At 64.9% G+C, this 12,402-nt stretch carries 16 protein-coding genes; 3 read left to right on the forward strand and 13 right to left on the reverse strand.

Translation table 11 applies throughout. The features are described 5' to 3' along the window. Positions 1-3: 3 nt before the first annotated feature. From EA798_RS20600 to EA798_RS03140, 3 genes are all read right to left on the reverse strand, one after another. Positions 4-168: a hypothetical protein gene (locus EA798_RS20600; protein WP_167462869.1), complete on the reverse strand. Its 165-nt coding sequence runs from the start codon at positions 166-168 to the stop codon at positions 4-6. A gap of 100 nt (positions 169-268) precedes the next feature. Beyond that, positions 269-1,219, reverse strand: a complete 951-nt coding sequence (locus EA798_RS03135; RefSeq protein ID WP_122098016.1) for an adenosine deaminase — start codon at positions 1,217-1,219, stop codon at positions 269-271. Positions 1,220-1,678: 459 nt separating this feature from the next. Next, the gene (locus tag EA798_RS03140) at positions 1,679-2,266 is read right to left on the reverse strand and encodes an IMPACT family protein (RefSeq protein ID WP_102821368.1); all 588 of its coding nucleotides are present in this window, start codon (positions 2,264-2,266) and stop codon (positions 1,679-1,681) included. 209 nt (positions 2,267-2,475) lie between these two features. On the opposite strand from EA798_RS03140, the gene EA798_RS03145 reads away from it, so the two are divergent. Beyond that, on the forward strand, positions 2,476-2,805 hold the full coding sequence (locus EA798_RS03145; RefSeq protein WP_106157595.1) for a four-helix bundle copper-binding protein: 330 nt from the start codon (positions 2,476-2,478) through the stop codon (positions 2,803-2,805). A 45-nt stretch (positions 2,806-2,850) separates the two neighbouring features. Here EA798_RS03145 and EA798_RS03150 read toward each other — a convergent pair whose 3' ends face one another. The 9 genes from EA798_RS03150 to rutA form a co-directional block, all read right to left on the reverse strand. Further along, positions 2,851-3,495, reverse strand: coding sequence for a DUF1826 domain-containing protein (locus EA798_RS03150; RefSeq protein WP_122098017.1), 645 nt, complete (start codon positions 3,493-3,495; stop codon positions 2,851-2,853). Then, the gene (gene zigA / locus EA798_RS03155; RefSeq protein WP_122098018.1) at positions 3,495-4,697 is read right to left on the reverse strand and encodes a zinc metallochaperone GTPase ZigA; all 1,203 of its coding nucleotides are present in this window, start codon (positions 4,695-4,697) and stop codon (positions 3,495-3,497) included. Before zigA ends, EA798_RS03150 begins: the two co-directional genes overlap by 1 nt. Positions 4,698-4,706: 9 nt before the next feature. After that, the gene (dksA, locus tag EA798_RS03160) at positions 4,707-5,111 is read right to left on the reverse strand and encodes an RNA polymerase-binding protein DksA (RefSeq protein WP_122098019.1); all 405 of its coding nucleotides are present in this window, start codon (positions 5,109-5,111) and stop codon (positions 4,707-4,709) included. 318 nt (positions 5,112-5,429) lie between these two features. Continuing rightward, positions 5,430-5,954: an NADH-dependent FMN reductase RutF gene (gene rutF / locus EA798_RS03165; protein WP_122098020.1), complete on the reverse strand. Its 525-nt coding sequence runs from the start codon at positions 5,952-5,954 to the stop codon at positions 5,430-5,432. A 13-nt stretch (positions 5,955-5,967) separates the two neighbouring features. After that, the gene (locus tag EA798_RS03170) at positions 5,968-6,558 is read right to left on the reverse strand and encodes a malonic semialdehyde reductase (protein ID WP_122098021.1); all 591 of its coding nucleotides are present in this window, start codon (positions 6,556-6,558) and stop codon (positions 5,968-5,970) included. A gap of 10 nt (positions 6,559-6,568) precedes the next feature. Further along, positions 6,569-7,366 carry a pyrimidine utilization protein D gene (gene rutD / locus EA798_RS03175; protein WP_122098022.1) on the reverse strand — a complete coding sequence of 266 codons (798 nt, stop codon included), beginning with the start codon at positions 7,364-7,366 and terminating at the stop codon, positions 6,569-6,571. A gap of 64 nt (positions 7,367-7,430) precedes the next feature. Further along, a complete protein-coding gene (gene rutC, locus EA798_RS03180) occupies positions 7,431-7,817 on the reverse strand; it encodes a pyrimidine utilization protein C (protein WP_013984042.1) in 387 nt (128 codons plus the stop codon). A 78-nt stretch (positions 7,818-7,895) separates the two neighbouring features. After that, positions 7,896-8,642, reverse strand: coding sequence for a pyrimidine utilization protein B (gene rutB, locus EA798_RS03185; protein WP_122098023.1), 747 nt, complete (start codon positions 8,640-8,642; stop codon positions 7,896-7,898). After that, the gene (gene rutA, locus EA798_RS03190; RefSeq protein WP_122098024.1) at positions 8,642-9,724 is read right to left on the reverse strand and encodes a pyrimidine utilization protein A; all 1,083 of its coding nucleotides are present in this window, start codon (positions 9,722-9,724) and stop codon (positions 8,642-8,644) included. The genes rutB and rutA overlap by 1 nt, the downstream gene beginning before the upstream one ends. Positions 9,725-10,006: 282 nt before the next feature. Here rutA and rutR point away from each other — a divergent pair, with 282 nt between their 5' ends. Both rutR and EA798_RS03200 read left to right on the forward strand, forming a co-directional pair. Further along, positions 10,007-10,717 carry an HTH-type transcriptional regulator RutR gene (gene rutR / locus EA798_RS03195; protein ID WP_122098025.1) on the forward strand — a complete coding sequence of 237 codons (711 nt, stop codon included), beginning with the start codon at positions 10,007-10,009 and terminating at the stop codon, positions 10,715-10,717. A gap of 104 nt (positions 10,718-10,821) precedes the next feature. Further along, complete coding sequence (locus EA798_RS03200; RefSeq protein WP_122098026.1) at positions 10,822-11,196, forward strand: VOC family protein; 375 nt, start codon at positions 10,822-10,824, stop codon at positions 11,194-11,196. 22 nt (positions 11,197-11,218) lie between these two features. Here EA798_RS03200 and EA798_RS03205 read toward each other — a convergent pair whose 3' ends face one another. Next, positions 11,219-12,400: an MFS transporter gene (locus EA798_RS03205; protein ID WP_122098027.1), complete on the reverse strand. Its 1,182-nt coding sequence runs from the start codon at positions 12,398-12,400 to the stop codon at positions 11,219-11,221. Positions 12,401-12,402: the final 2 nt, after the last annotated feature.

The raw sequence follows: 12,402 nt of genomic DNA on the forward strand, positions 1-12,402 counted from the left end.
CGATCAGGCACTGAGTGGCAAGGGATGCGGCGCCTGCAGGCGACGGCGCAGGGTCTCGACGAAGGCGCGTGCCTCGGCTTCGCTGCGAAAGGTGACTTTCTGTCGGTCGAGACTTACCTGCCAGGCGCTGTCTGGATGGGGCGTCATGGGGCGGACGAGAATGTGCATGGCGATCTCCTCGTGTAGTAGACGCGGCACAGTCTAGGCGCTGCCATGGCCCGCGGGACGAGCCATGGTGCCGCAGGTCGGCCTTCGCCGACGGACGGGTTCAGTAGGCCAGGCGCGCGTCCAGGCTGTTCTGTGCCAGGCGGCGGGCCTGTTCCTCGGTCATGCCCAGGCTCTCGTGCAGCGCGACGAAGTTCTCCGTCACGTAGCCGCCGAAGTAGGCCGGGTCATCGGAGTTCACCGTGACCTTCACGCCCTGTTCCAGCAGGTCGAGGATGTTGTGCTGACGCATGTCGTCGAACACCTTGAGCTTGGTGTTGGACAGCGGACAGACCGTCAGCGGGATCTGTTCCTCGATCAGCCGGGCGATCAGCTTCGGGTCTTCCGCGGCACGCACACCGTGGTCGATCCGGCTGACCTTGAGCAGATCCAGTGCCTGCCAGATGTACTCGGGCGGACCTTCCTCGCCGGCATGGGCAACGGTCAGGAAGCCTTCGGCACGTGCCTTGTCGAACACGCGCTGGAACTTGCTCGGCGGGTGGCCGACTTCGGAGCTGTCGAGGCCGACGGCGAAGAACGCGTTGCGATAGGGCAGCGCCTGTTCCAGGGTCTTGAAGGCTTCCTCTTCCGGCAGATGACGCAGGAAGCTGAGGATCAGCCCGCTGCTGATGCCCAGCAGTTCACGGCCATCGGCCAGCGCCGCGCTGATGCCGTTGAGCGCGGCCTCGAACGGTATTCCGCGGTCGGTGTGGGTCTGCGGGTCGAAGAAGGGTTCGGTGTGCACCACGTTCTGCTCTTCGCACTTCTGCAGGTAGGCCCAGGTCAGGTCGTAGAAGTCCTGCTCGGTGCGCAGCACGTCGGCGCCGGCATAGTAGAGATCGAGAAATTCCTGCAGGTTGCCGAAGTTGTAGGCGCTGCGCAGGGCTTCGACGTCGTTCCAGGGCAGGGCGATCTTGTTGCGCTCGGCCAGGCGGAACATCAGTTCAGGCTCCAGAGAGCCCTCCAGGTGCAGGTGGAGTTCGGCCTTGGGCAGGTTGTTGAGCCAGTCGTGCATCGCGAAATTCTCGTCTTGCGGGTGTCTGGGCATTCTATCGGCGGGTTGGAGCAACTGATATGCCAGCCGACCAGTTTGTCCGGCGTAGCACCCTTGGATGACAGCCGGATGACCGCTTCATGGCCATTGGCGCGATTTGGCGATTAATTGACCAGCGGTCTGCAGCCCAGTTCTGACGGGGGCTGGCGAGGTTGTTCCCAATGTTATCCACAAAGTTCTCCACTCGATTCGGGCATAACCTTGGGGTGGCAGAACGCGATTGTTGGCAAAACGTCAGTAGCCGACTGCTCAGTCAAAAAACGCAGTAATTCAAGCGTTTAACGCACTCCATTGGGGCGCTGGAAGCGGGTTGGTCAAAAAATGTGCAGACTTCTCGGGGGCCCGCCGCTAGCGCTTCGCAGACGGCCATACAAATGTTATCCACAATTGGGTCCACAGTATTTGTGGGCAACGCAGGCTCTAGTCCAATGCTTCCAGCTGGCTGCGCCCGCGGGTGATATCAGCGAGCAATCTTTCCAGCGGCTGCAGCTGAGCGGCGGGAAGGGCAAGCTCCAGCGTCGCGCCTTCGGCATCGAAATGCTCGGCTTCCAGCAGCGCTTCGAACTCCGCCAGGCGCGCCTTGAACAGTGCCAGCTCGGCGAAGCGGCAATGACAGCGGCAGCGCGAGCGCGATACCAGCTCGCTGCGCTCGCCGGCCTGCAGGCACTTCGCCGTGGTGCCGCCATAGGCACGGGCCAGGCCGCCAGTGCCGAGCTTGATGCCGCCGAACCAGCGGATCACCACCACCGCGACCCGGTCGAAATCCTGCCCTTCGATGGCGGTGAGCATCGGCCGACCCGCCGTGCCGCCGGGCTCGCCGTCATCGCTGAAGCGGTACTGATTGCCGATCTTCCACGCCCAGCAGCTGTGGGTCGCCGTGGGGTCGCTGACCGCCTGGACGAACGCCTGCGCCTCTTCCGGGCTTTGCACCGGTGCGGCCTTGGCCAGGAAGCGGCTTTTGCTGATGACTTCCAGCAACTCGCAGGGCGCGGACAGGGTAAAGGGCATGGCAGTTACGGCGTCGGAGAAGGTTTGCGGGGCGGCCATTGTAACGGCGCTGCCGTGGCTGCGCTGCGCCATGCTGCAAGAGGCCATCCGGCGAACGGATTGAACTTCGCCGGACCGTCCAACCCCTAGCTAGTAAGGGGCGGTTCGCGTGGCCCGGAGAGGGCCCCGCCGTACCGCATTTCGCTGGCACACCAGATGGAGGACATCCCATGCTCAATTCCAGTTACCAGTCATGCATCCAGGCCTGTTCCAATTGCGCCCTGGTCTGCGAGACCTGTGCGGCATCCTGCTTGCGCGAGGATGACGTGAAGATGATGGCGCGCTGCATCGAGCTCGATCGTGACTGCGCCGACATGTGTGCGATCGCGGCAGTGCTGATGACCCGCGACAGCCCCTACGCCAAGGCCTTCTGCAAGCTCTGCGCGCAGGTCTGCCGCGACTGTGCCGCGGAGTGCGGCAAGCACAAGCACGACCATTGCCAGGCCTGTGCCGACGCCTGCCGCAAGTGTGCTGAAGAGTGCGAAAAGATGGCCGCGTGATCGGCTCTCGTCGATCCGGAGGGCCGCAGTTGCGGCCCTTTTGCTTTAGCTCAGCCAGTCCAGCGTCAGGATCAGACGGCGCTCAGCCGTTGTCGCCTGCGGCGAGCGGTGAATGATCCCGGCGCCTTCGTTACCTAGCCATTTCTCTCCCTTGAACAACGCCACGTCGCCAGCGCCGAGCTGCTGGATGGCAGCCGGGTCGGTCGGCTCGGCGGCCGGATCACCCAGACGCCGACGCGGCATACCGCCCTCATGAAGCCATTCGCTACCTGCGCCGGCGTAGGTGGTGATCAGTCGCAGGGGGACATGATCGACGTGAAAGCGCGGGCACATGGGCTTGTCCAGCATGCGCAGACGCAAGCCAATGCGCCGCGCATCGACCAGGCAGCTGAACGCCCGCACCAGCCAGGCCACGTCGGCGACGAAACCGGCATGGCCGGCAAGGTCCCGATAGGCCGCCGCCAGGGTTGGCAGCTGCAGCTCACCGTCGCCGGCCGGTTCGAGCGCCAACGATTCCGCCAGCGGTTCGCCCAGGGCCAGCAGCGTGTCGGCGAACTCGGCAATGTGCAGCGGCAGCTGGCGCTGCCATACGGCGAGGTTGACGCCATCGTTCAGCGCTTCGCCGAGTATCGCGGGAGAATCGCCCAGCAGTTGGCGTGGCTGTGGGCGAATGATCTGCTGCGCCAGCATCAGGCGACCTGCTCGTGCCAGGGGCCGAACGGGTCCGGCAGGCGCAGCCAGCCGTTGACGCCTACGGCCCACTCGCTGTCGTTCAGCAGGCAGGCGTCGAGTTCGCGGCGCAGCTGGTCGAAGTTGATGTTCTGCCCGATGAAGACCAGCTCCTGGCGGCAGTCGCCGAACTCACCGCGGGACTTGGCCAGGATTGCCGTGCGGCTTTCGCTGTCGCTCGGCCAGGCCGACTCCGGGGTGAAGTGCCACCAGCGCCCGGCGTAGTCGTAGCGCATCAGCCCACCGGCCTGGGACCAGCTGCCTGCTTCCTCTGGCCGGGTGGCCAGCCAGAAGAAGCCTTTGGAGCGCAGCAGGCGGCCGTTGCTCCACTCGCGGTTGAGGAAGTTGTAGAAGCGTTGTGGGTGGAACGGCCGGCGCGCCAGATAGGCGGTGGAGGCGATGCCGTATTCCTCGGTTTCCGGCACATGCTCACCGCGCATTTCCTTGAGCCAGCCCGGCGCCTGCGCAGCGCGTTCGAAATCGAAACGGCCGGTGTCGAGGATTCGGTCGAGCGGCACCTGGCCCATGCTCATCGGCAGGATCTCGGCGTGGGTGTTGAGCCTGCCGAGGATGGCGATCAGCTCTTCGCGCTCGGCGGCGGAAATCAGGTCGATCTTGCTGATCAGGATGATGTCGGCAAACTCCACCTGTTCGATCAGCAGCTCGGTGACCGAGCGTTCGTCGTCCTCGCCAAGGGTTTCGCCGTGGCTGGCCAGGCTCTCGGCCTCGTGGAAGTCGCGCAGGAAGTTCACCCCGTCGACCACCGTGACCATGGTGTCCAGGCGAGCCAGATCGGCCAGGCTCTGGCCCTGCTCGTCGCGGAAGGTGAAGGTTTCGGCCACCGGCAGTGGTTCGGAAATACCGGTGGACTCGATCAACAGGTAGTCGAAACGGCCTTCGCGGGCGAGTTTGCCGACCTCTTCGAGCAGGTCTTCGCGCAGGGTGCAGCAGATGCAGCCGTTGCTCATCTCGACCAGCTTTTCTTCGGCACGATTGAGGCTGACGCCGCGCTGCACCTCGTTGCCGTCGATGTTGATCTCGCTCATGTCGTTGACGATCACCGCCACGCGGCGGCCTTCGCGATTCTTCAGGATGTGGTTGAGCAGGGTGCTCTTGCCGGCACCGAGGAAGCCGGACAGGACGGTAACGGGGAGGCGGTTCATGGCGGTCTCTCAGGCGGATCGTTGGTGTTTTTCGCGCTGTTCCTGGCGTTGCTTCGCCTCGATGGACAGCGTCGTGGTGGGGCGCAACAGCAGGCGCTGCAGGCCGATGGGTTCACCGGTTTCGGCGCACCAGCCGTACTCGCCGCGGGCGATGGCGTCCAGCGCATCGTCGATCTTGTCCAGCAGCTTCTTTTCCCGCTCCAACACGCGCAGCTGCCACTGGCGCTGCTCTTCGGCACTGCCGATGTCGGCTGGATCGCTGCTGGGTTCAACTTCGCGCAAGGCGTCGAATTCCTCGGCGATGCGGCTCTGCAATTCCTGTCGCTGGTGCAGCAGCAGGTCGCGGAAGAAGGCCTGTTGTTCGGCGTTCATGTACGCCTCGGCGGGTTGGGCGAGAAGTTCGGCTTCGGTCATGAGCGGGTGCCCGGCAAGATTGATTGATTAGTTATAACATAACATTTATGGCTGATACGAGTGCGTATCGGGTAGTGCCAGGCATTGCGCAACAGATGGGTAGGCTTGGATTGGGTTACGAGGATGTTTGCGATAGCGGTCTTGTCGCCGGCTTGTGGCGAGTTAGCGCGCTCTGGTGGGCTGAAGCCCGCCTTACGAGGGATGCGACGTGTAGCGCAGGCGCAGAAGGCTTCGAGGTTTTGTAGGGTGGGCTTCAGCCCACCGCATTCTGCACCGCGGATGCGCCCAAGCCCGCCCGATGGGAGAGCATTCGTTTGCTCAGCTGCTTGAAAGGCCGTGGTAGTTGCGGCCGAAGTACACCAGCGCGTCGCTGCTGTCACGGCGGTACACGGCGAGCACTTCGCAGTAGAGGATGTCGTGGGTGCCGACGCTGGCGCTGTGGCTGATGCGGCAGTCGAACGACACCGTGGCGCCGTCGAGCAGCGGCGAACCGGTCACGCCGGTGCTCCATTGCGCTGCGGCGAAGCGCTCGGCCATCGGCGTCTTGCCGCCGAACAGGTTGGACAAGTCCCGCTGCGCACCGGCCAGGGTGTTCACGCACAGCTGCCCATTGGCGATGACGATGGGATGTGCCGATGCGCTGCGGTTCAGGCACACCAGCAGCGTCGGCGGTTCGTCGGTGATGCTGCACACCGCGGTGGCGGTGAAGCCGGCACGGCCGCTGGGGCCGTCGGTGGTGATGATATTGACCGCCGCGGCCAGGCGCGCCATGGCATCACGATAATCCTGACGGATCACTGGAGCGCTGAATTGACTGGTGGTTTCGCATTGAGCCAGTTGCATGGTCGGTTCTCCATCAGGCGAGGACGCAGGCGCGGTCGAAGGGCAGGCGTGGCAGACGGTCGCGCAGCTTGCTGGCATCGCCGTAGCCGAGGTTGATCAACAGATTGGATTTCCAGGTGGTGCCGGCGAAGAAGGCCTCGTTCAATGCCTTGTCGTCGAAGCCGGACATCGGTCCGCAATCGAGCCCCAGGGCGCGGGCGGCGAGGATCAGGTAGCCGGCCTGCAGCGAGCTGTTGCGCAGTGCGTTCTCGGTGATCAGTGCCGGCTGGCCGGCGTACCAGCTGCGCGCGTCGGCGTGGCGAAACAGCTCCGGCAGGGTTTCCGGAAAGTCCTCGTCATAGGCGACGATCACCGTAACCGGCGCGGCCAGGGTCTTGTCCAGATTGCCCTTGGACAGGCAGGGCGCGAGCTTCTGCTTGCCCTCGGCGCTGCGTACGAAGACGAAGCGCGCCGGGCAGCTATTGACCGCGGTCGGACCGAGGCGGACGTGGTCGTAGAGCTGTTCGAGCAGGGCATCCGGTAGCGCTTTGTCCAGCCAGGCGCTGTGGGTGCGGGCCTCGCTGAACAGCGTCGCGAGGGCATTCGAGTCGATGGGGGCGTGCATGTTCGGGTCCTCAGGCTGCTGCGACCTGGCCGCATTGCTCGGCAAGATGGTCCAGCAGGATCTGGTTGAAGGGTTCGCTGTCGCTGACGCTGGACGCGTGGCCACCGTAGTTCAGCAGCGCCAGCTGGGCGTTGGGCAGGACGGCGGCCAGGTGCTGCGAACGCTGCCAGGGCACCAGCATGTCGTCGCGGTTGGCGATCAGCAGGATCGGGGTGGTGATGCGCGGCAGCTCGGCCTCTATATCGAAGGCCAGCAGTGCCTCGATGCGCCGCACCAGATTCATCGTCGGTGGGAAATGCGCCAGTGCATGGGCATCGTCGCGTGCCAGTCGCTCGCTGTTGGCCGCGATCCAGTCGGCCGGGTAGAGGAACAGCGACTGCGCCTGTACATAGGCTGCCGGGCCGCTGTCGTGTAGCAGTTTCAGGCGCACCGCGAAACAGCGCGCACTGTGCGGGTTGGGGCTGCTCCAGACATTGATCGGCACCAGGCTCTGCAACAGCTGCGGCCGCAGCAGGGCGATCTGCAAGCCGACCAGCCCGCCGAGTGCATGGCCGATGAAATGGCAGCGGCGGATGCCCAGGGTATCCAGCAGCTCCAGCAATTCCACTGCCATGGATTCGATGGAATAGCCCGCCGGCAGGTTCGCCGGGCTCCTGTTGGTCCCCAACTGATCGTAGACCAGCACCCGGTAGTCCTGGGTCAGAGCGGGCAGCTGCGGCGTCCAGAAGGCAGCGGCGCCGCCGAGGCCGGAACTGAGCACCAGGGTCGGTGCATCCGGCTCCATGCGGCCATGAAGTTCGTAGTGCATGTCATACCTCCGCGGGGTCGAGATGCGGGCCGCCGGCGCGACCGGACGGCCCGCCCTGCAGGCGCTATTGGCCGACGTGGGCGATGCTGGCGATCTCGATCAGCGCATCGGGCTTCACCAGCCCGCACTGGATGCAGTAGCGCGCGGGCTTCTCGCCGGGGAAGTACTCGGCGTACACCTCGTTGACCTTGGCGTAGTTGGCCCAGTCGGTGAGCATGATCATGTTGAAGGTGACGTCGTCCATGTTGCCGCCGGCAGCCTCGACGACGCCCTTGATGGTTTCCAGCACATGGCGGGTCTGGGCGGCGGCGTCGCCGACGTGGACCACGTTGTTGTCCTTGTCGAACGGCAGGGTGCCGGAGACGTAGAGCACGCCATCGGCCATGGAGCCGGGCACGTAGGGCGCGAGCGGTTTGCCGGTGCCGGCGGGGATGATCGATTGCTTGGGCATGTGGTTGATTCCTTGCAAGGCATTCAGGCGAACCCGGCGGACGCCTCTGCGGGCGTCGCGGTCGGGCACTTGGGGTAATCAGCTGGCTACCGCCACCTCTGGCGTGGTCGCGAAGCTCTGGCAGAAGGCGTCGACGCTGGACACCCAGCCGAAGAACGTCTCGATGTTGTACAGCGCCGCCTGCTGGGCGAATTCCGGCCCGGCCTGGTGGGTGGCATCGGCCAGCACCACACCGAAATATTCCAGGTGGAAGCCGTCGCGCAGGGTCGATTCCACGCACACGTTGGTGGCGATGCCGGTGAACACCAGGTTGCGGATGCCGCGGGCGCGCAGGGTGCTGTCCAGCTGCGAATTGAAGAAACCGCTGTAGCGCGGCTTGGGCACCAGGATGTCGCCGGGCTGCGGCGCCAGTTCATCCACCAGCGCGTAATCCCAACCGCCCTTGGCCAGCAGCGAGCCGGCCAGTTCCGGACGCTTGCGCATGGTCTTCAGCGCATTGGACTTGTGCCAATTGGGCGAACCCGGCCCGCCCGCCTCGACGTACCCGTTGTCCCAGCCGTTCTGCAGAAAGATCACCTGCATGCCGGCGGCGCGGGCTGCGCCCAGTGCCTGGCGGATCTTCGCGATCACCGGCTGGGTCGCCGAAACATCGAAACCTGCCAGGTCGAGATAGCCGCCGCGGCTGGCGTAGGCGTTCTGCATATCCACCACGATCAGCGCGGTTTCGCTCGCCTTCATCGCCAGCGGCTCGGGTCGTGCCGGCAGTTGCACAGGTTCGTCCGTTGCGCTCAGGCCGTAGCCGGAGATCTGTTCGACGGCGTTCATCAGGCCGATTCCTTCAGCGCGGTGACGTGCCGGCGGCTCTGCATCAGCGGCTGGATCTTCTGGCCGAAGGCTTCGACGCCCTCAAGGAAATCGTCGAAGGTCAGCATCACGCCCTGCATGCCGGGTACGGTGGCGATCTCATCGAGCATCCTTGCCACGTTGGCGTAGGAACCCACCAGCGTTCCCATGTTGATGTTCACTGCCGAAGTCGGGTCGGCCATCTGCCGGATGTTGCTGTCGGCGCCCTTGTCGGCGGCACCCTGCTCGCCAAGCCAGGCGATGGCTTCCTCATCGGCGCCGGCCTTGTAGTGCTCCCACTTGGCCCGAGCGGCTTCGTCGGTTTCGTCGGCGATCACCATGAACAGCACGCAGGAAGTGACGTGGCGGCCGGTCTTCTCGGTGGCCTTGAGCAGTCGCTCGGTGGCCGGTGCGAAAGCGGTCGGGGTATTCACGCCCTTGCCGAAGCAGAAGTTGTAGTCGGCGTACTGCGCCGAGAAGGCCATGCCGGCATCGGATGAGCCGGCGCAGATGATCTTCATGTCCGCCTGAGGTTTCGGGCTGACTCGGCAGTCCTCCATCTGGAAGTGCTCGCCCTTGAAGTCGCTGCGGCCGGTGGCCCAGAGGTCGCGCAGCACCTGGGCGTACTCGCCGAGATACTGATAACGAGTGCCGAAGAATTCATCCCCCGGCCACATGCCCATCTGCGTGTATTCCGGTTTCTGCCAGCCGGTGACGAGGTTCACACCGAAGCGGCCGCCGGAGATCGAATCGATAGTCGAAGCCATGCGCGCGACGATGGCCGGCGGCAGGGTGAGCGTTGCGGCAGTCGCGAACAGCTGGATCTTGCTGGTGACCGCGGCCAGGCCCGCCATCAGCGTGAAGGATTCCAGGTTGTGCTCCCAGAACTCGGTCTTACCACCGAAGCCGCGCAGCTTGATCATCGACAGCGCGAAGTCGAATCCGTAGCCCTCGGCCTTCTGCACGATGGCCTTGTTCAGTTCGAAGCTCGGCATGTACTGCGGCGCATTCTCGGAGATGAGCCAGCCGTTGTTGCCGATCGGAATGAAAACACCAACATCCATGGGTAGCACCTCTGTACGCAATGGCTAGAAAGCGCTGCCCGAACGTGACGGGCAGGGTCGAAGGTGCATTAGCAGGATGCAGGCCAGAAAGTGAATTGCCTTTCTTATCAACGATATAAGTCGCTTGTGTGGTGCGATGTGGACCATTTGGTCTGAATCGGAGCACCTGGTTTGTGCGCGGCGCACGAAGATCGTGCAGCAGTCGCAGCCGCCTTCGTCGCTCGTGCGCCACACACTCGCCGCGCTACAGTAGCGACTCGTTCGAACCCAGCCGGTAATCCCGTGACAGATCAGCCTCCCGTTCCGCCCCGCAAGCGCCTCACTGCCAGCAAGACCCCTCGGCTCAAGGGTGCGACCCGCGTACCAAGCGCCAGCGCCCAGGACCGCCGCCTGCGCATGATCGAAAGCAAGCGCACCAGCATCCTCCACGCCGCGCTTGAGCTGTTCTCCCGCTTCGGCCTGCACGGCACCAGCCTCGATCAGGTGGCCACGCAGGCCGACGTTTCCAAGACCAACCTGCTGTACTACTTCGGCAGCAAGGAAGAGCTGTACATCAACGTCCTGCGGCAGTTGCTGGAGGTCTGGTTGCAGCCACTGCAAGCATTCAGCGTTGAGCAGGACCCAGTCGAGGCGATCCGCGAATACCTGCGGGTCAAGCTCGAACTCTCCCGCGACCATCCCGCCGAATCGCGGCTGTTCTGCATGGAGATCATGCAGGGCGCGCCGCTGCTGCTCGGCGAGCTGCAGCAGCCGTTGCACGATCTGGTCGAGAACAAGGTCGCGGTGATCCAGGCCTGGATCGACGCCGGCAAGCTCGCGCCCATCGCGCCGCATCACCTGATCTTCTCGCTCTGGGCGACCACCCAGCACTACGCCGACTTCCGCGTGCAGGTCGAGGCCGTGGCCGGCAAGACGCTGGATGATCCGGCCTTCTTCGAGGAAACGCTCAGGAGTCTGCAGGCGCTGATCCTGGATGGCGTCAGGCCGCGCTGAGCCGCAGCGCCTACCCTGGCGTCTTGCGTGCACGGCCGATGGCGTCTGTACTGGCTTGCTAGCGGCGCCGGCCGGGTTGGTCGGCGCGCCAGTGGAGCGACCCGATGAATCCGAGATTCCTGCCCGGCCGAAACATGGCGATGAAGGTGCCCACCCATGAGTACACCAGCACCGTTGCCTTCTATCGTGAAACCCTGAGGCTGAAGGAGCTGACACCGAACGACGCCGTTGGCGCACAGACACCGCGCTTCGAGTTCGGCGACAAGGTGCTCTGGCTCGATCGCGTGGCGGGTATCAGCCAGGCGGAAATATGGTTGGAAATCGTGACGGACGATCTGGACGCTGCTGCGGCCTTTCTGCAACAGCAGCATTGCGCCCGTCGCGACGAAATCGAACCCCTGCCCGACGGCTTCCGCGCGTTCTGGATATCGAGCCCGGCCAATATCATCCATCTGATTTCCGAGCAGAAACGGTCCTGAACGCACCTCTGGCTGCGCAGCGCTACGCCGCCTGCCTTTGCCGATAGCCCTGCGCAACCTGCAGCAGTACCACCAGCGTCACGATGGGCAGCAGCCCGATGTTCACCGCCGCCCAGCCCGCCTGGGCGATCAGCGCGCCCGAGGCGAAGGACATGGCTGCAGCGACGCTACCGTTGCTCAGCTCCATCAGGCCCTGTGCCCGGGCGCGTTCGCTCGCGGCGTGGCCCTGGCCCAGCTGGGTGGTGCCGGCGACCAGCATGAGGTTCCAGCCGATGCCGAGCAGGCAGCTGCTGAGCAGGAAGTGCCAGTGGCTGACCCCGAGCAGGGCGACCACTGCGCTGACGATCAGCAGTCCTCCGCCAAGGCAGGCGACCAGCCGGCAGCCGAAACGATCCACCAGCGGCCCGGCGACAAACGCCGGGAGGAACATGCCGAGCATGTGCCACTGGATGACCTGGCCGCTGGCGTGCAGATCCAGACCTTCGCCATGCATCGCCAGGGGCGTGGCGTTCATCACCAGGATCATCAGGCCGTGGCCGGCAGCGGTGGTCAGCACCGCGGCGCGAATGGTCGGCCGTGCTAGCAGCGCCTGCCAGCCGACCGTGGCCGCATCGGCCCGGGTCGCCGGCATTCCCGAGGTCGCCGGCAGCCCGGCCAAGACCATGAACCCCAGTGCCGCCAGACTGGCGATCAACAGATAGGTGCCGGCGAAGGGCACGCCAGCGAGATCGCGCGCCATATGGCCGAGCGTGGGCGCGATCAGCGCCGCCAGCACGCCACCGCCGATCACGCAGGCCGTGGCGCGCCCCTTGAAGGCATCGCTCACCGCTTCCAGCGCGGCGAAGCGGTAATACATCGCCGAGGCCTGATAGGCGCCGATGGGCAGAGCGCCGAGACAGAGCAGGGTGAAGCTGTCGAGCCAGAGCGATAGCGCGCTGATCAGCCCGCCCAGCACGCCGGCCAACGCACCGATGAGAAAGCCGGCGCGGCGACCGCGGCGTTGCATCAGGCCCGCCAGTGGTTGCAGGGCGAGCAGGCCGCCGAGCATCAGCAGGGCCAGCGGCAGCGTGGCGAGACCGGCCGCTGGCGCCAGGCGCAGGCCGACGATGGCGGTGAAGATGATCCCGGTCATCGAGCAGGACCAGAACAGCGCCTGGGCGATGAACAGGCGCAGGACCTGGGGATGGCTGAGCAACAGGTGCATAT

Origin of the sequence: Pseudomonas songnenensis (assembly GCF_003696315.1) — a bacterium.
GTDB classification, from domain to species: Bacteria; Pseudomonadota; Gammaproteobacteria; order Pseudomonadales; family Pseudomonadaceae; genus Stutzerimonas; species Stutzerimonas songnenensis.

What these genes read in the sequence shown, in the direction of transcription:
- EA798_RS03145 (WP_106157595.1), top strand. Translation starts at nt 2,476, where the DNA reads ATGCTCAATTCCAGTTACCAGTCATGCATCCAGGCCTGTTCCAATTGC.
- dksA (WP_122098019.1), bottom strand. Translation starts at nt 5,111, where the DNA reads ATGACCGAAGCCGAACTTCTCGCCCAACCCGCCGAGGCGTACATGAAC.
- EA798_RS03140 (WP_102821368.1), bottom strand. Translation starts at nt 2,266, where the DNA reads ATGCCCTTTACCCTGTCCGCGCCCTGCGAGTTGCTGGAAGTCATCAGC.
- EA798_RS03205 (WP_122098027.1), bottom strand. Translation starts at nt 12,400, where the DNA reads ATGCACCTGTTGCTCAGCCATCCCCAGGTCCTGCGCCTGTTCATCGCC.
- rutB (WP_122098023.1), bottom strand. Translation starts at nt 8,642, where the DNA reads ATGAACGCCGTCGAACAGATCTCCGGCTACGGCCTGAGCGCAACGGAC.
- EA798_RS20600 (WP_167462869.1), bottom strand. Translation starts at nt 168, where the DNA reads ATGCACATTCTCGTCCGCCCCATGACGCCCCATCCAGACAGCGCCTGG.
- EA798_RS03170 (WP_122098021.1), bottom strand. Translation starts at nt 6,558, where the DNA reads ATGCACGCCCCCATCGACTCGAATGCCCTCGCGACGCTGTTCAGCGAG.
- EA798_RS03135 (WP_122098016.1), bottom strand. Translation starts at nt 1,219, where the DNA reads ATGCACGACTGGCTCAACAACCTGCCCAAGGCCGAACTCCACCTGCAC.
- zigA (WP_122098018.1), bottom strand. Translation starts at nt 4,697, where the DNA reads ATGAACCGCCTCCCCGTTACCGTCCTGTCCGGCTTCCTCGGTGCCGGC.
- rutD (WP_122098022.1), bottom strand. Translation starts at nt 7,366, where the DNA reads ATGCACTACGAACTTCATGGCCGCATGGAGCCGGATGCACCGACCCTG.
- EA798_RS03200 (WP_122098026.1), top strand. Translation starts at nt 10,822, where the DNA reads ATGAATCCGAGATTCCTGCCCGGCCGAAACATGGCGATGAAGGTGCCC.
- rutC (WP_013984042.1), bottom strand. Translation starts at nt 7,817, where the DNA reads ATGCCCAAGCAATCGATCATCCCCGCCGGCACCGGCAAACCGCTCGCG.
- rutA (WP_122098024.1), bottom strand. Translation starts at nt 9,724, where the DNA reads ATGGATGTTGGTGTTTTCATTCCGATCGGCAACAACGGCTGGCTCATC.
- EA798_RS03150 (WP_122098017.1), bottom strand. Translation starts at nt 3,495, where the DNA reads ATGCTGGCGCAGCAGATCATTCGCCCACAGCCACGCCAACTGCTGGGC.
- rutF (WP_122098020.1), bottom strand. Translation starts at nt 5,954, where the DNA reads ATGCAACTGGCTCAATGCGAAACCACCAGTCAATTCAGCGCTCCAGTG.